The sequence below is a fragment of the Streptomyces sp. NPDC051636 genome (genome assembly GCF_044453765.1).
Classification (GTDB): domain Bacteria; phylum Actinomycetota; class Actinomycetes; order Streptomycetales; family Streptomycetaceae; genus Streptomyces.
This window is the reverse complement of sequence record NZ_JBITDA010000027.1, coordinates 30,155-47,627: the sequence shown is the minus strand read 5'-3', so window position 1 is coordinate 47,627 and position 17,473 is coordinate 30,155. Positions and strand designations below refer to the sequence as shown.

At 66.1% G+C, this 17,473-nt stretch carries 18 protein-coding genes, 1 tRNA gene and 1 pseudogene; 6 read left to right on the top strand and 14 right to left on the bottom strand.

The genetic code is table 11. The features are described from left to right. Positions 1 to 61: 61 nt before the first annotated feature. From ACIBBH_RS34145 to ACIBBH_RS34135, 3 genes and pseudogenes are all read left to right on the top strand, one after another. A pseudogene (locus ACIBBH_RS34145) lies at positions 62 to 250 on the top strand (dihydroxyacetone kinase subunit DhaK); the annotation flags it as partial. A 1,550-nt stretch (positions 251 to 1,800) separates the two neighbouring features. Next, on the top strand, positions 1,801 to 2,319 hold the full coding sequence (locus ACIBBH_RS34140; RefSeq protein ID WP_399411415.1) for a YfbM family protein: 519 nt from the start codon (positions 1,801 to 1,803) through the stop codon (positions 2,317 to 2,319). 26 nt (positions 2,320 to 2,345) lie between these two features. Further along, positions 2,346 to 2,434 (top strand) — tRNA-Ser (locus ACIBBH_RS34135). A gap of 154 nt (positions 2,435 to 2,588) precedes the next feature. Here the strand turns inward: ACIBBH_RS34135 and ACIBBH_RS34130 are convergent. After that, positions 2,589 to 2,813 (bottom strand): hypothetical protein, encoded by a 225-nt coding sequence (locus ACIBBH_RS34130; RefSeq protein WP_399411413.1) that lies wholly within the window; start codon positions 2,811 to 2,813, stop codon positions 2,589 to 2,591. A gap of 612 nt (positions 2,814 to 3,425) precedes the next feature. On the opposite strand from ACIBBH_RS34130, the gene ACIBBH_RS34125 reads away from it, so the two are divergent. Beyond that, positions 3,426 to 4,343, top strand: a complete 918-nt coding sequence (locus tag ACIBBH_RS34125) for a tyrosine-type recombinase/integrase (RefSeq protein ID WP_399411411.1) — start codon at positions 3,426 to 3,428, stop codon at positions 4,341 to 4,343. A gap of 295 nt (positions 4,344 to 4,638) precedes the next feature. After that, complete coding sequence (locus ACIBBH_RS34120) at positions 4,639 to 5,400, top strand: hypothetical protein (RefSeq protein ID WP_399411409.1); 762 nt, start codon at positions 4,639 to 4,641, stop codon at positions 5,398 to 5,400. A gap of 465 nt (positions 5,401 to 5,865) precedes the next feature. Here ACIBBH_RS34120 and ACIBBH_RS34115 read toward each other — a convergent pair whose 3' ends face one another. Beyond that, positions 5,866 to 6,084, bottom strand: coding sequence for an isochorismatase family protein (locus ACIBBH_RS34115; RefSeq protein WP_399411407.1), 219 nt, complete (start codon positions 6,082 to 6,084; stop codon positions 5,866 to 5,868). A gap of 370 nt (positions 6,085 to 6,454) precedes the next feature. Between ACIBBH_RS34115 and ACIBBH_RS34110 the strand changes: the two genes are divergently transcribed. After that, a complete protein-coding gene (locus ACIBBH_RS34110) occupies positions 6,455 to 8,227 on the top strand; it encodes a hypothetical protein (RefSeq protein WP_399411405.1) in 1,773 nt (590 codons plus the stop codon). A 55-nt stretch (positions 8,228 to 8,282) separates the two neighbouring features. On the opposite strand, the gene ACIBBH_RS34105 is transcribed toward ACIBBH_RS34110, so the two are convergent. From ACIBBH_RS34105 to ACIBBH_RS34050, 12 genes are all read right to left on the bottom strand, one after another. Then, positions 8,283 to 8,942, bottom strand: a complete 660-nt coding sequence (locus ACIBBH_RS34105; RefSeq protein WP_399411403.1) for a hypothetical protein — start codon at positions 8,940 to 8,942, stop codon at positions 8,283 to 8,285. 295 nt (positions 8,943 to 9,237) lie between these two features. Beyond that, positions 9,238 to 9,672 (bottom strand): hypothetical protein, encoded by a 435-nt coding sequence (locus ACIBBH_RS34100; protein ID WP_399411401.1) that lies wholly within the window; start codon positions 9,670 to 9,672, stop codon positions 9,238 to 9,240. Positions 9,673 to 9,753: 81 nt separating this feature from the next. Further along, on the bottom strand, positions 9,754 to 10,200 hold the full coding sequence (locus tag ACIBBH_RS34095) for a PIN domain-containing protein (protein ID WP_399411399.1): 447 nt from the start codon (positions 10,198 to 10,200) through the stop codon (positions 9,754 to 9,756). Further along, positions 10,197 to 10,439: a type II toxin-antitoxin system Phd/YefM family antitoxin gene (locus tag ACIBBH_RS34090; protein WP_399411396.1), complete on the bottom strand. Its 243-nt coding sequence runs from the start codon at positions 10,437 to 10,439 to the stop codon at positions 10,197 to 10,199. The genes ACIBBH_RS34095 and ACIBBH_RS34090 overlap by 4 nt, the downstream gene beginning before the upstream one ends. 1,276 nt (positions 10,440 to 11,715) lie before the next feature. After that, the gene (locus ACIBBH_RS34085) at positions 11,716 to 13,044 is read right to left on the bottom strand and encodes a hypothetical protein (RefSeq protein WP_399411394.1); all 1,329 of its coding nucleotides are present in this window, start codon (positions 13,042 to 13,044) and stop codon (positions 11,716 to 11,718) included. Then, entirely contained in the window at positions 13,037 to 13,528 is a 492-nt protein-coding gene (locus tag ACIBBH_RS34080; RefSeq protein WP_399411392.1) for a hypothetical protein, read from the bottom strand. The genes ACIBBH_RS34085 and ACIBBH_RS34080 overlap by 8 nt, the downstream gene beginning before the upstream one ends. A gap of 26 nt (positions 13,529 to 13,554) precedes the next feature. Continuing rightward, complete coding sequence (locus ACIBBH_RS34075; RefSeq protein WP_399411391.1) at positions 13,555 to 14,352, bottom strand: phosphoadenosine phosphosulfate reductase; 798 nt, start codon at positions 14,350 to 14,352, stop codon at positions 13,555 to 13,557. Continuing rightward, positions 14,349 to 15,347, bottom strand: a complete 999-nt coding sequence (locus ACIBBH_RS34070) for an N-6 DNA methylase (protein ID WP_399411389.1) — start codon at positions 15,345 to 15,347, stop codon at positions 14,349 to 14,351. The genes ACIBBH_RS34075 and ACIBBH_RS34070 overlap by 4 nt, the downstream gene beginning before the upstream one ends. Positions 15,348 to 15,351: 4 nt before the next feature. Then, complete coding sequence (locus ACIBBH_RS34065) at positions 15,352 to 15,987, bottom strand: hypothetical protein (RefSeq protein ID WP_399411387.1); 636 nt, start codon at positions 15,985 to 15,987, stop codon at positions 15,352 to 15,354. 94 nt (positions 15,988 to 16,081) lie between these two features. Further along, positions 16,082 to 16,477, bottom strand: a complete 396-nt coding sequence (locus ACIBBH_RS34060; protein ID WP_399411385.1) for a hypothetical protein — start codon at positions 16,475 to 16,477, stop codon at positions 16,082 to 16,084. Beyond that, complete coding sequence (locus ACIBBH_RS34055) at positions 16,477 to 16,848, bottom strand: hypothetical protein (protein ID WP_399411383.1); 372 nt, start codon at positions 16,846 to 16,848, stop codon at positions 16,477 to 16,479. Before ACIBBH_RS34055 ends, ACIBBH_RS34060 begins: the two co-directional genes overlap by 1 nt. Before the next feature lie 79 nt (positions 16,849 to 16,927). Next, positions 16,928 to 17,470, bottom strand: coding sequence for a hypothetical protein (locus ACIBBH_RS34050; RefSeq protein ID WP_399411381.1), 543 nt, complete (start codon positions 17,468 to 17,470; stop codon positions 16,928 to 16,930). Positions 17,471 to 17,473: the final 3 nt, after the last annotated feature.

Below are 17,473 nucleotides of genomic sequence, written 5' to 3'. Positions count from 1 at the left end.
CGATTTCCGCTGACGTTCTTGTCCAGCCGACGCTCTTATCAAGTCCACAGGGGCCTGACCCATGAAGAAACTCATCAACTCGCCCGACGAGGTGCTTGCCGATGCTCTCGTCGGTGTGGCCGCCGCGCACCCCTCACTGACGGTCAACACGACCGACCGCTACATCGCCCGCGCAGGCGGGCCGACCCTGGGGAAAGTCGGCCTGGTGTCCGGTGGCGGATCCGGGCACGAGCCGCTGCACGGCGGATTTCCATGCGTGCGCACCGCACACGCCCTCACGGCACTCGCTCGGCCAACAGGGAGTAAGCGTTGTCGCGACCCTCGCCGAGCCATGGGTTGACGGAGCGGACATGTCCTGAAGGCGTCCACCCCGACGCGGCGGCGGCTTGTTGCTCGGGACGTGCCACTCCGTCCGCTCACGCAACCGGCCCCGGACAAGAAGTCCGAGGCCGGTCAAAACGCCTCCCTGGGGGAGAAGCCCCAGGTCAGCGGCTTACTGCGTTGTGCCCCCGGCAGGATTCGAACCTGCGACACCCGCTTTAGGAGTTCGGTCCAGGCGCTAAAGGGGGGCATGGGTACTGGGTCGTACCGGGCGATGGGACAGCTGCTGTTGCGTGCTTACTACTGCGGCTGTTCCCGGTCGTTGATGTCAGCGCTGGATGTCAGCCAGGCCTGTTCCGGGCCTCGATTTTCCCTTTCACCTGGGCTGGTAGTCCCAGAAGCAGTAGGCGCACGCGCCGCGCCCTTCAGCCATGGCTTCGGGCAACGAGACACGGCGTCGAGGATGAGTCTCCATGCCCAAACTCAGGGCGTACTCTTGCCCTTCTTCCAGGGCCTTGCAGGCCGAGGAACGATGGAAGACCTGGCCTCCGGCTGTGATGTATACGAACTTGACCAGGCCCTCGGGAGCAGGAGCGCAGTCCACGCACTGTTGGACGACTAAGTCGTGTATGCATCGCTCATCCATGTCGCCAGGTTAGTCAGGAGGTCTGACAAGATCCCGAGTGTCACGCGTGCGCCTCGTTGCTGACCGCCCTCGACGTCGACCCCGGATCGCCATGCAGATCCTTCGCCACTCAGAACGGCGGGCGCCTCCGATCGGGTTGTATGTGCCTCAGCCGTCGGCAGTCAGCCACGACGGCGGGTGCGCCGACCGACGAGGCGCGCGTATGTCTCGCTGCACCTCTCACCGACCTCAGGCCCGGTGTAGTGCCGTCGACGGGAGCAGTCGTGCCGGCCGGACCGTTGGGACCTGGCGGAGTCGACCACCCCTCAAAGCCCGCAGCTTGGAAGCTGCGATCACCTGGGGCCGGTTGTGGCGCTGGCCTGGGCGAACGAACGGACTGGAGCCTCGTTGGGCCACTGGCTTTCACTGTGATTCCCCGCTGTTCCCCGCTTGATCTGGTGCGCTTGTGGTGCAGTCCGCACGGCGTCGAGGTCATGCTCGGGGGCGCGTTGTCAGTGGGCATGGCTAAGGTCTCATACGCGCGGCCGGCTTCCGAGGTGTTCAGCTCCGTAGAGCAGTTGCATCCCCGGCTCTGTCTGGGGGCGGCCCGGGTACGGCCCGGGACCTAACCAACGGTCGGGCTTCGTCGATGGCTAAGGAGAGACCTGCCAGCGCCGGCCGCGCACCGAGCAGGGCGCCGCCGTGAAAGCAGACGCACGCTCATGGGCGGCTCGCGACCAAGTTGGAACCGGCGCGGGGGCTCAGATGAACATTGCTGAACGGGGCTGAATGAGACGGAAACTGAGACGGTTTGCCCGCCCACCGCTGTCAGAGGCCTCGTCTAGTCTCCGCCCATGAGCATGATCGGTGAGTACCTGCGCGTTACGGCTGCTGCACTCGACCGGGCGATTAAGGACCCTGACTGGGCGCTGCATTTCGCCGAAGAGGTCCAGGACGCCGAGCAGGAGTCAGAACCTGAGCCGACCGAAGCGCGTCATTTCAGCACGTCCAAGACCTGGGACATGCTGGGCTTCCTCTTGACGCGTGCCGACTTCCCGGTGGACGTCATCCATGGTGAGGAGCCGTTTGCCGAGGACGAGGACTGGGGTTACGGGCCGCCGAGGTACCTGCGCTCGGAGCGGGTGTGTCTTGCAGCGCAGGCGCTGCGTGCCACCACGTATGACCAGCTCGTTAGCGGCGTGACTCCGGGCGACCTGACCAAGGCTGATGTGTATCCCCTGGCTGGGGCGTATCCCCTCGGATGGGATGAGCCTGGAGCGCTTGAGTGGGGGCGTCACTGGTACGACGGCCTGACGCAGTTCTTCGAGGCTGCCGCGGCGGCGGGTGACGCCATGCTCGTGTGGCTCGACTGATCGCCTCCGCCTGTCGACGACCCCGAGGACGGCGTGGGCTGAGTCAAACAGGTCCGCGATCTTGAAAACCGTCGTGGCAGCGATGTCACCGTGGGTTCAAATCCCACCGCCTCCGCGTGGTGAGCAGTGAGAAAGGCCCCTGACCTGGATGTCCGGTCGGGTGTCGTTCTCATGTTCAGTGTCCGTGACTTACCCTCGTTCCCCGTGATTTCCCGTTCGATCGGGCACGGCGGGGGCACGGGCTACTTCTGGCACACCGGTTCTGCTGGTCAGGCTTCAAAGCCTCCAGCGAGCCAGACGATCAGTAGCGCGACAGCGAATAGCAGGACGAGGCCCCCGAGCGCCACGAGGCAGCCGAAGAAGCAGTTGGACACGTCGTCAGCCGTGGTCCCCCGCAGAGCCTGCACGAGACCAGCGATGATGAGAACAGCGAGTGTGATGCCCGCTGCCCAAAACATGATCAATACTGGTCTGTCACTGGCAGCTAAGTTCATGGGGCCTCCGCTGTGATGGCGCAGCCTGTCACTGGATGTTCAGCGTGCCATGCGCAGCGTTACTGCGGACGGTCTTCTGGGAAAGGTGATGGCTGCCGACAGTCTCGATCCGTCATCGCTCCACGAACCGATAGAGCGAACCCTGGCGAGTTAATCTCTCCGCACCCCGTCTCAACCCCCAGCTCCCATCCCGTCTGCCGTCGACCCACACACCGTGGAGCGGGCGTGGTTCATGGCGTCCAGGTGGAGCGCGCCACTGTACGAACGACCTGGACGCCATGGGCCGCGTCTGCTCGGCTCTGCCTGGGTCGACGGCAGACGGGATGGGAGCTCCCCGCGCACGCCACAACTCGGCCGGCACTCGCGAACGGCGCCCCCTGCATCTCGGAGCCTGAGCGCCCCCGCCGGAGGCACTGCTTTGAGCGTTGCCGCGCTATGCGGTGATCGACGCATGGCCACCGGCCCTATCCACATGTGGGCGCGCGTCGGCGCAGCGCGCGCGAGCGGCTGGTGGTACTGAGCGTGATCGGGCACTCCAGCTCCGGCCGTGGGACTGTTGATCGCTGGAACGTCGAAGACGGAGCATGCGCCTGCGTGTGGCGGTAGTGGGCCATGGACGACACGCCGTACATCGAACCGCGCCGCAAGCTGAGCACGTACGACAAGTACGAGATGCATGTGCGCCGCTACTTGGTCCCTCTGCTGGGGACCAAGCGGCTGGAGTCGCTCAGCGTCGCCGAGGTGCGCCGCTTCACCACGCGCATGCAGAGCGCCAGCACGGCTGCGCCCGCGAAGGAAGCGCACCGCGTGCTCCGTACCGCGCTCACGGCGGCCGTGCGCGAGGAACTCATCACGCGGAATGTCGCATTGCTCGTGGAACCGCCCCGAGTGAAGCAACGCGAGATCAGTCCCTGGTCCCTGGAGGAGACGCTGACGTTCCTGGAGGCGGCACGGCGAGACCCGCTCTACGCCGCGTTCGTGCTGGCCATCGCCATGGGTCTGCGGCGCGGTGAACTGGTGGGCCTGCGCCGGCCGGATGTGGACCTGGACAACCGAGTTTTGCACGTACGCCAGCAGACGCAGCGCCGGCGCGGCACGCTCTACGACGACGACCCCAAGAGCCGCCGCCGGCGCGTGGTCCCGATGCCCGCGTTGTGTATCGCTCCGCTTCGCTGGCACCGGCTCCGGCAGCGGGAAGCGTTCGCGCGCACGGGCGTCGCGTGGTCCGAGAAAGGCTACGTATTCGCCACGCGCAACGGCCGGCCGGTGGAGCCCCGGAACGTCTATCGGTCGTTCACGCGCGTGGCCGCCGATGCCGGGCTGCGGGTGGTCCGGCTGCACGATGCCCGGCACGGCTGCGCCACGCTGCTGACGGCGGCCGGCGTGGCCCCACGGGCCATCATGGAGATCCTGGGGCACAGCCAGATCAGCATCCCGATGGACGTGTACACGCACGTCGTGCACGACACCCAGCGGGAGGCGATCAGCCACATGGATCGGCTGCTAAAGCGCCGTCTGCCCGCAGCTTGACGGCAGGCCCATAGGCGACGCGTTGGTCGGCGGGTGTCTCGCACAGAGCCCGCCTGGCCGGCGAGCGCATGTGAGACCTTCCTGTCCCTCGTCGTCGAGGGCGTACGGCACCCCTCCGGCGAACACGAGCTGGCCGCTGCCTTCGCCCTGCGATGCATCAGGCATGGGGCCTCGGGGACCGTACTCCGACGGCGGCTGAGCTGCGCGGGTGACATATCCTCACCCCACCTGCCATGCCTGCGGCCGGGGGGATTCACGGCCGGGGCAGGCCCGAAGCAATTGGGGATTCATGAGCATGAAATCCATAGGTGCCGTCCTCACCGGCGCCCTGGCGCTTTCCGCCTCCGCTGCCACCGCCCCGGCCGCCTACGCGGCGGAAACCGGCGTGGTGATCCAGAAGCTGTCCGTGAACGGCGGCAAGCCGATCGTCCTCGGCACCTCCCAGACCGAGTCGTTCACCATCTCGGTGACCGCCTCGGACGACTCGGGGATCAGCAACGACCTCGCGTTCCTCCAGATCGACCGGGAGGTCGGCGATGACTACTGGTCGTATCACGGCACCCCGACGTGCACCGCGGTCAACGCCACCACCTCCACCTGCAAGCTCACTTTCAAGCTCGACTCGGGCTGGGGCGTGCCTCCCAATACCCTCGCGGGTAAGTGGGACGTAACCGTCCAACTCCAGTCCAGGGACGGTGACCTCTACAACAACGGCGGCGCCACCAAGCACTCGGTCCTGCGGCGCGGCACGCTCAGCGTCAATGCCGGGCCCGAGCCGGTCGCCAAGGGCAAGCCGATCACGGTCACGGGCAAGCTGGCCCGCGCCAACTGGGACAAACGCATCTACGCGGGCTACACCAACCAGCCCGTGAAGCTGCAGTTCCGCAAGGCGGGCACCACCACCTACACGACCCTCAAGACGGTCTACACCAACTCGACGGGCAACCTGTCGACGACGGCCACAGCAGCGGCCGACGGCTACTGGCGCTGGTCCTTCGCGGGCACGTCCACCACTTCGGCGGTCAACGCCGCAGGCGACTACGTCGACGTGGGTTAACAGCCAGCTTGCGCCAGGGGACGGATCTCGTACGCGGCCAGTACGGCCGTTAGGTGCGAGACGCCACTGCCGTCAAAACCTGCCGTCAAAGGCCCCGGACCATGATCGGTCCGGGGCCTTTTGCCTGGTGCCCCCGGCAGTCGGCTCCTCCAGTTGTCGTACGGCGGCCACTTCTGCGCCAGGCGCTGCTGGGCGCGTCGGAGTCGTGCCTTGTCTGCGCCGACAAGGGTCGGATGCCGACTCCTCAACGGACTCTGGCTCCCCCCAACCCGTGCTGTCCAGTCCGGCCCCACTCCGGGAGAGCGGATACACCGGGCTCTCATCGGGGACGGACGGCCGAGCCCGCGGCGCCCCCGCGAAAGTCACTCCTGCCGTGTCAACGGTCCCCCCGCGGCGCCCGGGTGCGCTCTGCCACCGCCAGTAGAGATTGGTGTGCGCGATCACCTGGTCCGGAGCCAGCACGTACTACTCGCTGAGGTCCTGGTGTTTGCGCGTCACGACCAACGTCACGTCGTACCCGTGAATGAACGCCCCATGGAGGGTCGAGTGGATGCACGCGTCGGTCCGGGCCCCCGTGACGATGAGCTGGTCCATTCCAAGCTCGGCCAGTGTCCGACCAAGCGATGCCGCGCGCCAGATGTTCTGGGGCAACGAACCACTGAGTTGATTCCATCCTGAAGTCACCGGTCACGGGACGGGTTTGGGGTCTGGCTGGGGTACTCAGGCGGGTCCTGGTGGTGATCGGTGCTGGGAGATCGTTCGTCAGCGACACACGAGCGCAGCGTGTACAGAGTGGCGAATTCACCCCTGTCCCACGCGAGTTGGCTGTGATGGGGTTGCGTCGAACATACGTTCCCTTGAAGGAGGATCGTTGAGACGCACGCGAATAGGGACGGCGCTGCGCTGCATGGCAGCCGGTGCCGTCCTTACTGTTCTGGCCAGTGCGGGAACAGCTTCGGCAGCTGACTTACCGAAGGCACCTGATCCACTGGGTGCGCCGCCGCAGGTCCACGGCCCGGAGGCAGAGATGTCCGTCATGGCGGGGTCGCGGCCTGTGTCCGGCCGTACCCCCGAGGCGGGTCTGCCGTTCAAGAGTGTGAGCGGCAAGTGGCAGGTCAACACGATCACGCCGACGCTGCGTAACACGGTGACGGACGCGGACGGCGACAAGGTCAACCTGACGTTTGAGGTGTGGACGGCCAACGCCGACGGCACTCCAGGCAGCAAGGTCAAGCTGACTGACGCCAACCCGTATGGGGTGCTGGTTTCCCCGTATGTGAACTCAGGGGCGAAGGCCGAGGTGAAGGTTGCGGCAGGTCGGTTGAAGAACAACACGACCTACATGTTCCACACCAACGCCTACGACGGGTCCCTGTACGAGACGACCTGGTCGCCGTGGGCGACCTTCACGGTGCGGGCCGGGATCGACCTGACCCTTCCCGCTCGGGACGACACCAGCCCCAACCCCAACCAGACCATCCAGGAACCCAGCAGCAACCCGGAGAAGCCGCTGGTCGTGAACACCTCGTCGCTGTCGGCGCAGCCCGACAGCGACAGCGGCGGCGGCAAGGAGCAGTGCGGCCCGGTCAGCAAGGACGGGGGACAGGTCTGCTTCGGTAAGCCGGTGCCTGCGGACAAGGGGCCCAAGATGCCGTCGACCCTGGCCCCGACGGAGTCCGGTGGCGCTGCCGGGGTGGCCGACTGGTGCGAGGACGATCTGACGCTGGTCCGCGCCACCCGAACGCTGGTCTGCGAGAACCGCAAGGTGCCCGCCTACTACCGCAAGGACGGTCAGGTCCAGGCCACCGCCTGGTTTCTGTTCCAGCGGCTGATCAGCCTGGACGGGGTAAACAGCTTCAGCGAGACGCTGACCGTCAAGCCGATCAGCATCCCCGCCGACTTCTACAGGATTCAGCTAGGCATCTACCAGCACTTGTGTGAAGACGGCTGTGACCCGGTCGAAGCCGATCCCTCCGCCTGGAAGGGCGCACCCGACTGGACCGCCGGGGACACTCACATCGCTTACATCACCTCCGGCTATCTGTGGGATGACTCCACCGCCGACAAGCAGTACACGTTCAAGCCGGACGTACAGATCAACGGCATCATCGACCCGGTCGGTGAGGAGACCATCCAGACCATCGGATATCAGTGGAGCCTGGGCGGTGTCAGCGACTTCGACGAGGTGCGCTGCGACACCAAGGCGCAGTCCACCAAGGCGGGCTGCGTGATCCCCGCCTACGCGCCCACGTACACGTTCAACGCGGGCAAGAACCCGCAGGCGGCGGCGCACGCCTGGCTGATCCAGCAGGCCACGCCCAAGACCCCCGGCGTGCAGAGCGCGGGCACGCCGCTGTACTACCTGCCCGGCGGCCGGGACGGCAAGAACCGCGCCGTCATCTGCGACGAGGACGGCTGGGCGAGGAACAACCACGACCCGGCCGCGATGAACAGCAGCACCGACACTCCGGACTGCGACGAGTTCACCTTCAACGCGACGTACAACAGCGGCGGCATGCCCGCCAACCTGGGCGGCCTGAACCCGGTGTCGTCCGGATCGAAGTGCATCCAGTCCTACGCGACCAAGGTCGACGGAAAGATCCACCTACGCAACCTCCCCGGCGCCCTGACAACCTTCAAGGAAGTCTGCGGCCGGTCCGCTATGTCCGGCAGCCAGAACCGAGGATCTATGGGCGCGTTCTCCGCCGGCTTCGTGAACAACATGCGGCTGATGGACAAGGACGCCTACTGGCTGGAGACCAACATCACCGGCAGTTGCACCAGCGCGAACAGTGACGCCTGGCGCTGCACGATGACCCTCAAGTAACCCGCACACCCACGACCGCGGGGCGGCACGGAACCCATCCGCGCCGCCCCGCGGTTTACGCATAGGGGCCAGTCAGCCTGGCTGCGGGCAAGCGGCCCTGTTCCACGTCTGCCCGTGGGACGCGGATACCCAGGATGTCGCCGACGGCCTGCCACACCACGCCGTGCAGACCACCCTCCTGCGCGTCAAGAAGGTCATGCCATTGTGGGACGGTGTACCCCTCCGGGCAGGTCGCCCCGGCGGCTTTCAGGCCCTCGCCCAGGGCGGCCAGCTTGCTGCCTTCTACCGCATGCGGGTGGTCCGTCAGATCGTCGCCGAAGTTGTTCATGTACACGTTCCCGTCGCCGGGCGCGTAGACGAGATAGCTCGGGTTGACCGCTACGTTCGCGTTCAGGCAGATCAGCTCTTGCCCGACCGTGGGGGTCATCTTGTCCTCGTCCTCGAAGAACCATTCGCACCAGGTGCACGACCCTCGGTCTTCCAGAACGTATGCCCACTCACCGGACGTGCCGTACATGCAGGGTGCGTCCCGGGTCGGATGGAAGTCCCGGTACGGCATACCGCTCAATATCTCCTCCTCATCCGCGCCCAGCCTGAGCAGCAGATCCCGGACAGGGACCCCGCGCATCGCGGTCATGGAGATCCCGCCGAGCATCCCGTCAGACGTCCGTTTATCGAATGTGTGCTGCCCAATCCACTTCAAGCCTTCCGTCACTGCGCTGCACCTCCGCGGTGTCGTCGGGTGCCGATCGTCATGATGCCCCGGCTTTCGGCCCGAGGCCGGGGCACCATGACGATCGCTGGTCACGGGGCTGGTGTGGGGTCCGGCTGGGGCACTCGGGCTGGTCGTGGTGGTGATCGGTAGCCGGTAGTCGTCTGCTGTGTCGGCAGTTTGCCGGAATCGCGCGCCCTCGTCGGCTCTTCCTCCTATTTTCCCTGGAGCAGTGAGTTCTGGTGGGGGCGGGAGTTGGGGACTCGCTGCCGGTCAGGGCCTTGATGGTGATCGTCTGTCACCTGGAGACTTCGGCGCGGGTGAGGTCGAGCAGGGCCCGCAGCAGTGCGGTGGCGTGACGGGCTTTCAGGCGGAGCTTGGTGAGTACACGCGGGTTCTTGAGGTCGGCGAAACCGTGCTCGTTTGCCGCGCATTCGCGGGCGACGAGTTTGTTCGCCTCTTTCTGTGCGGTCGTCAGGCGAGCCTGGGGCGCCCGGTAGCCGGTGATGACCACCGGGTTGTCCAGGTCGTTGTCGAGGCCGAGTAAGCCGAGGTCGTCGATCGCGCCGAGCCCGGCTTGGCGCAGGTGGGCGGTGATGTGGTCGTGCCGGGCGGCGGTGACGTCGTGGGTGCGGCCGCGCCGGCGGCTGCGACCCAGATCAGGTTGCCGCGTTCGTCGGTGAGGGGTGGAAGGCGACGCGGTGTGGGACCTGCCACCCCTCAGGCCGGACACCCAAGGCTGATCGAACCATTGCGAGACGGCGCCCTGCGAAGCGGCGAGCGGGCCGTCCCGGGGCAGGCAAGGCCGCCGTGACTAGAGATCTTCGGGTAGGAGCCGGAACGCCGGGTGACCGGTCAGGGGCCGGACCATGCGGAAGTGGTGGTCGGTGGTGAGCAGGGCGTCGGTGCGGTAGGCGGCGGCGAGGGCGACGTTCATGGCGTCGGTGAGGCCGATGCCTTTGCCGCCGTCGGCGTCCGCGTAGCCTTCGGCGACCGCGATCGCCGCGCTCAGGTGAGTGCTGACGGCGGGCACCTCGAAGCGTCGGGTTGCGACGTTACGTTCGATGAAGCGCGCCGCGATCAGGGCCTTCTGGGCTCCGGCACGGGTTGAGATCAGGTAGTCCAGTTCGGCCAGGACCATGGGGGAGATGATGAGGTGGCTGGTTGCTGCCAGGGCCTTCTTGTGTTCCTGGTGGCCGGTGAGTTTCGGGTCGAGCAGGCGGTACAGGCCGCTGGTGTCGGCGACGGTGACCAGGCTCACTCGCCCATCCCCTTGAGGGTGTCCTCGATCTCGTCGTCGGTGAGGTCGGGCAGGCCGAGGTCGGGGAGATCGAGGTCGCCCATGGCGTCGGTTGGGTACGGGGGCACCTCGGTGTCGTTTATCGGGACGACCCGTGCGACGGGGGTCCCGTTCTTGGTGACGGTGACGGTTTCGCCGCGGGCTGCTGCGGCGAGGATCTGGGAGGACTTCTGATTGAACTCGCGGGCCGTAGTCTCCATGTACTACATGTTACTACGCGAGTGATGTGCATCGGTGGCACCTCGTGCACATGGAGTACGGGCGCGAAGTGCGGGACGCCGGACGGGTGCGCACCATGGCGATCGAAGCGGGTTGCACCGCTTTCTCCAGTGGGTTCTCCGGTGCGCAGGGCCAGGAGTTTCCGTCGACGCCCAGCAGTGTCGAAGTGGTCTGGCCAGGGCGATGTCATACAGGTCATGGCGAAACCGTGCGAAGCCCCACGGCGCGATCGACGTAAAGCTACCTGGTGTTACTCGTCGCACCGTTCCCATCAAGTTCCCATTTGGGACAAAAACACCCCTCCGCGACATCTGCGGAGGGGTGTTATGTCCAATTACCTGGCGCTTTGTCGTGCCCCCGGCAGGATTCGAACCTGCGACACCCGCTTTAGGAGAGGCCCAAGATCGCTTTCGGGTGACTCTTGCGCCGGACGGCGCTGATCAGCAAGGAAGCCGGGAAGGTGTTTATCAGAACTGCTTACCGTATCTGACCTGCGAGGATTCCACTCCTGACCAGTCCTGGACAGGCCCGAACGCTCCTGCGCCGTCCCACGCACTACGTCCCCGCTGTGTCCCCGCCGGTCCTTCCCGTCCCCGTTCTGTCCCCGCTTGGACGGCCCGTGCCAGCCTCTGACCAGTGACACTCCGAGGTCCAGGTGAGGCCGCGGATTGCGTTTCGTGAGCACCGCTTGCCCTTCGCGGCAAGGGTTCACTTCCTCGGGCACCGCGGATGTTGCCGAACCACACCCCTCGGTGGGCGCGACGGAGCTGGTAGGGGTAGGGGTCGCCGACCGTCTCGAGGCCGAGGGCGTCGGAGACGAGGACGCGGCGTTCGCCGTGCGACAGCTTGGGCCGCGATTTCACGAGAAGACGAGTTCCTTGACCGGAGCGGTAGGTACAAGGGTGGCCGTGAGGCGGGTCCAGGCGCGCAGGAGGGTGTCCGATGCACCCTTGTATCGTACGAATTCTGCGCCGTGCTGATTCAGCCATTCTTGGCCTGCCTGGCGTACCAGTGAATCAGGACGTTCCGGCGCGCTGTGTCGGGGTTAGTAATCGGCTCGTCTTGGTGGTCATCGTCGGGGCGGGCATCGAGCCACCCCCGACAAAGCGGGGGCATTGAGCCGCCCAGACACTATGGGCTTCCCTACTGAGGGCAGTGCGGCGTGACATTCCAGCTGCTGTACTGGCGGATCCGGGCACGGCCGGTGCGGTGCGCCTTGTGGGGCCGGTGCCCGGTGAGATTCCCGTTTCGTTTTGCTCAATCCGGTCGAGAATTGCCGGAGATGGCGCCCCACGTTTTCCGCCCAACGAGAATTTTGATCACGCGAATCTTCAATCCTTTGAGGCCATTCGCGAGACGCGCAGGGAATTCCTTCAGATCGCTGTAAGACTGCTGCCTGAACCCGATGTAGGTCATAGTCAAGACCAGCCATGGGATGACAAGCAGTATTCCATCTTTGATGTTGAAGTCCATTTCTCGCTGCGCCGCCCCAATGACTAGCAGGGCTAGGAGGGCGATGGCGGTTCTCCCGAGCTTTCGGTGCCGGGGCACCGTCCGGGCCGGAGACGGAGGCGGAACCGGGCTCTGAGCAGGCACGGGAGTTTCGTTCCCACCAACCCCGCCAAGCTGCTGGCTTTCTACGCCCAGCAGTATGATGCAAATGGCAACTGCTGTGCTCAATGCCAGGAACATACTCGAGGGAGTTGAGTCGCCTTCCAGCGCTAGGCGAGCGCCGAGGAGTACGCCGCAAATCGAGGCCGCGAGGTAGGAGAGATTCCAAGGGGCCCATGGTCGTGACGATTTGCGATTAGCAAGTACGGGCTCTCGCTGACGGTCTCCTGAGCGAGGCGCTCCCGCTTTTCTACGTAGTGGCACCTTCGGACTGCTGAGGAAGGAGAGGAGGAGTATCAAGTGTGGCTTTGCGCGCAACCATTGGTCGTCAACAACGTACCACTCTCGGTCCGATTCCGAGCGACAATAGCTTGCCGCTTCTAGAACCCAAGTGAGGAGTACGAACATCACCCCGAAAAAGAACGCATAGACCGCCCCTGTGAGAGCCAATGAACTTATAGGCGCGATGTCTGCCGCGTAAAGCCCTGCGAGGAAGCGCAGGGAGTATCCAGCACCAACGAGCAGCCACAAACTAGTGGCGATTATGTACTGTCGTGGATGCGTATTGTCCTCGACGGGAGTACGAGATTCAAGATTTCGCAGCACTTCATAGATGCAGGCTATTCCGAACACAATGCCCACCAAAATCAACACTAGAGCAATGTTTCCGGCTATCCATGCCACTGTTACGGCCCCGAGGACGCGGCCGGCGGCAACGCACAGACTGCTGTAGACCAGGTAGCGCTTCTGCGACTTCTCTGCCGCTGCCCTGTAGGGCAGGCGTCGTCTGGCCCGGCTATGTGGATGCTTTGCATCCTCCTCTATACCGCGGATATCGTTCCATTGGTACCGTGCGGAGTAGACAAGATACTCGAAGATCAGCAGGGTTAGTAGCATCTTCCCCCAATTGAAGCCGTTACTTTGAGCCCATGAGGCAATGAGAAAAACGAATGGAATGAAGAGCCACTTAATCAAATCCTCCGGCCTCGGCAAGATCAGGTAGGAGGCGAAGCTGCTGGCGCTTGCCGTCGAAGGCTGGCAGCAGCCGGGTGCGGATGTTCCGTGCCGCGGTCGCGGCGGGCGGGTTGTTGGTGAAGTGGACGCCGACGTTGTAGCGGATGCCAGGGGCGAGGTGCTTGAGGCTCTCGGCGTACGACTCGGCGTCGCTGTCACCCTTCTCGAACTCGCGGGGCGGCACGTCGAGCGCCCAAGTCTGGACGGCCTCGCCTCGCCGGACGGCCTCGCCTCGCCAGAGTTGCTTGATGCCGACGCGGCGGCCGTCGGGGTGGGCGAGGTACGCGGACGGGCCCGGGTGGGGTTTGCTGTCGGCGTCGACGACCCAGCCGTCGCCGAGCGCCGCAGCGGTCGCGGCGACGAACTCGGCGAAGTGCGCGGGGAAGACCCGCTGCTTCTTCGGGGCGTCCGAGGTCTTGTGTGCGGTCGGTTTCGTTGGGTTCAACGTCTGTCCTTCGGTAGCAGGGCGACTCAGGTCATGCACCAGCCGGAATCACATTCCGCGTCATCGGAATGCGCCAAGGGCAGCGGTGCGGCTTCGGGGATGGCTTCGGGAAGAGGCTTGCCTCGTCGCGTCAGGTAGGCCGGGTCTCTCCCCAGCGCGACGCGCTGAGCGATCAGAGTGGCTTCGAGCGCGGACGCCTTCTCGAAGAGATCTGGCTCGCTGCGGCGCATCTCTTGCCACTGCTGAAGCGTCTTGAACGGGCAGAAGAAGCAGGCGCTTTTCGGCGGGACGGCCAGCCCGGCCCGTTCGATGATGTCGACACAGTCGGTGCGGCGGAGCCCCTGGTCGAGAAGCGGGTAGACGATCTCCTCGTGAGGTTCGGAGCGGCGTCGGTTGGCGCGGTGGATCTCATCGACCGAGATACCGATGGCGACCTGGGCCGGCGCGTCCTTCGTTGCGCCGTGCTCACGAAGCCAGCGGCCCACGACTCTGATCTTGAAGTCCGCCGTGCAGGAGCGTCGCCCCGGAGCCCCGTTGCTCATGCGTACTGGAATGGGGATGGAACGAGATCCGGGGCGTACGAGCCGTTCCCAGAGAGTCTCGGTGGTTCCGTCGCGTCTGCGTCGCTCAAGGATGTGGAGGGTGACTCCGTGCTCTGCTGCATAGGGCGCGGCAACCTCTCGTACGTACCGGAGCGTCGCGGGGTGCTCGCTGTCGTCGCCGACATTGGCGAACAGGAAGGTGCCGAAGTCGATGCGGCGCTGTGCGGCGAGGACGAGGAGTGTGGTGGATTGGACTCCTCCGCCGTAGGAGACGATGTTCACGCCGCGGCTCCTTCGAGGAGCTGGTCGAGGGCGCCGAGCAGTCGTCTGGCTTTCTGCTCGAAGAGGGCCTGCTCCACAACCGCGTTGCGGTGTTTGATGACCGCGGCGCGCTCGGCGAGGGCCTTGTCGGTGGCGGTGCCGTCGTCGGCGAGGGAGTTGCCGCACCAGATGGCGACCTTGGGGCCGAGGTCCCAGATGATCGCGTTGACGGCGGCGCAGGCGGTGGCCAGCGGGTCGATGTCGTTGCCGAACCAGCGGAAGTCGTGCGGGTTCAGGTCAAGTTCGCGCATGCGCTGGGCGACGGAGCGGAACATGCCTCCGCTGCCGATGGCCGGCTCGCGTACGGACATGCCCGGTCCGCAGACGCTGTCGTCGACGAGGATGTGTGCCATCAGGTCGGTGACGCACGGGGGTGTGTGGTACTCGCCGCGCCACTTCTTGTCGCTCTTGTGGCGCAGGCCGGTCAGCAGGGGGCTGAGGACGTCGGCCTCCGACCGCTCGTAGGGGTCGTCCTGGGCGGTGAGGTCGAACAGCCCGTTGTAGACCGCGGTGTGGATGACGGCCTGGACGGCCCGGAGCTGGTACTCGTCAGGGTTCTCCGCCACCCAGTCGTGCAGGGGACGAGCGACCTCGATGAGGTCCGGGCGGGCCATCCACTGGACGCCCCAGATCTCCCGCAGGAGCCCGGGGAGCTGGGCAGGTTCCAGAGTGAGGAGCCAGTCGCTGATGAGCGGCTCGCGGAAGAAGGACAGCGCGGCCACGGTGCCGATGGGAACGTCCATGCGACTTCCGCCGTAGTGGCTGAACCACGCTGCGATGACGTTCTCGGCGACTTCGCTGGCGTGCCGGTGCGGGTCGCCCCACAACGGGCGGCGCTTGCGGCGCGAGGCCGGGAACGACCGCGGCTTGGGCGGCTTGGCGGCCTCCTCCTCACGGCGTTTGGCGCGTTCTTCGAGCTTCTGCTCCACCTCGCCGAACAGGTCGAACTGGACCACGCCCTCACCGCCCTGCGGTCTCGGCCGAGGCGAACGGGTGCGGTGGGGCGCCAGTGGGGGCGGGCACGGGGCCCGCCTGCAGGATCGCCGTGGCCCGGTCGGCGCGCTGGATGTAGTAGGCGTGGTCCTCGCCGAGGCGCCGCATGCGCTCTTCGTGCTGGGCGATGAGTCCGCCGTAGCGGTTCAGGGAGCGGGGCGCGCAGTGGTGTTCGTGGGCGCGGCGCAATTCTGGGGTCCAGGGCTGGGCGAGCCAGTGGCTGGCGAGGGCGGAGACGATGGCGGTGGCCTTGCGTGCCGTGCCCTTCGGGACGCGTACGGGGGCACTGATGATGAGGCGGTACGGGCGGAGCCGGAGGTAGCCCGCGTCGAGGGAGGCGCGGGTGAAGGACTCGGTGCCGGCGAGGGCGGTGCCGAAGAGGACCGGGGCCTCGTCCTTCTGGAAGCCGAGGGGTCCGGTGCCGTACGCGACCTGGAGGATCTCCTCCATCGGGTCCTGGTCGGCTTCGGGGTGGTGGTCGGGATCCCAGCCGAGCGTGAAGGTGCCGATGCCGGTGACGCGGTAGACGGCTTGGCCGGTGTCGAAGTCGGCGTACTCGGCGACCTCGAGGGCCGGTCCGCTGCCGACGGTGAAGGTAAGCACGAGGGTGCCCTTTCTCGTGATTCAGGCATGGGTGGGTAGGGGGCCGGCCGATGTCGCGGGCTCGGCCCCCTGACGTGGTGCGGATGGGCTTGGGCTATCCGTGCTCGGCGCGCCAGCCGTTGACGTACGCCCCGACCTCCTCGGCGAGGGGTTCGAGGGACATGTCGCCGGGCGGGGAGCCCTCGTCGGTCGTGGTGTCGTAGACGATCCGGGCCGTGCCGTAGGTGTTGTCGATGTGGACGGCCTTCCAGCCGCCGATCTCCCGGCGGTCGTTGTGCCAGGGGAGCGAGTAGCGGCCGGCGATCGCGACGTACTGCTCGCCGTCGTCGGAGAGCTGGACGGTGATGTTCAGCTCGTTGCCGCACCAGTCGACGCCGACGTCGGTGCAGTGCTGTTCGAGGGCTTCGATTACGTCGGAGTACAGGGCCCGGACCTTCTCCTCGTCGGCGTGGCGCAGGAGCTGGACGGCGCTGAGGTAGTGCAGGGCCATCACTCGGCCCCCTTGTTGTGGTGGAGGTCGGGGACGTGGTCGGCACAGACGAACGAGAGGGGTTCGCCGTCGCGGGGGAGATCCAGTTCGATGTCCTGGCTCTTGCGGCACAGCAGGCAGGCCAGGGAGACGGTGCGGACCATGCGGAGGGCCCGGATGGGCGTGCTGGCCGGGAGGTGCATCGGCTCGGTACGACCGGGAAGGTTGAGGGCGAGCAGGGCGAGCTCGGAGGAGAGGATGGCCTTCTTGATGCCCGCCACGGTGAGCGGGGTGCTCGGCGCGTCGGGGAAGACGAACACGTCGCTAGGGCGCAGTTCGTGCGCGTACACGGGTCTGGTGAAGCCGAGGGTGATCACGGCGTGACTGCTCATGCTTGAGTGCTCTCTTTCGATTGCGGATGGATCGGATGTCTCCGGAAGCCGTCTCGCACACGGCGCCGGAGGTGTCTGGCTAGTCGTCGATCAGGTGCACGGGGCTGCTGAGCGTCCCTCGGCTGAGCTCCTCAGCGATGTGTGGAGGTACGCGCGGTACCTGGGCGGCGTGGAGAGTGAGTTCGCCGCTGACGAAGTCGACGGCGACCGTGCCGTCCGGCTCGACGCGGGTGACGCGCCCGTAGAGCGGCTGCTCGGGGTGCCTGACCCAGTCGTGGACGGCGAGAGGCGGCAGATGTCGTGGGCACAAGCCCTGGTCACGCAGGGAGAGGTGCGGAGCCGAGGGGTGCCAGCAGGGTTGTCCGTCGGGGCGGGGATGTTCGCAGCCACGGGCGATGTGGCCGTAGCCGTCGCAGCGGATCAGGACCGGATTGGGCCACGGCTCTCGGGCGCGTACGACGGCGAATGTGACGGCACCGTGCGGGCCCTGGTCGTGGTGGGCGACGTACTCGATGGTCAGGCCGATGGCCATGGGCCAGGTCTGCAGCACGTTCGCGGCGATCGTCTGGGCGTGCACAGCGGGAACGGAGGGCGCGGGCGAGCGGTCGACAGTCAGGGCCATGAC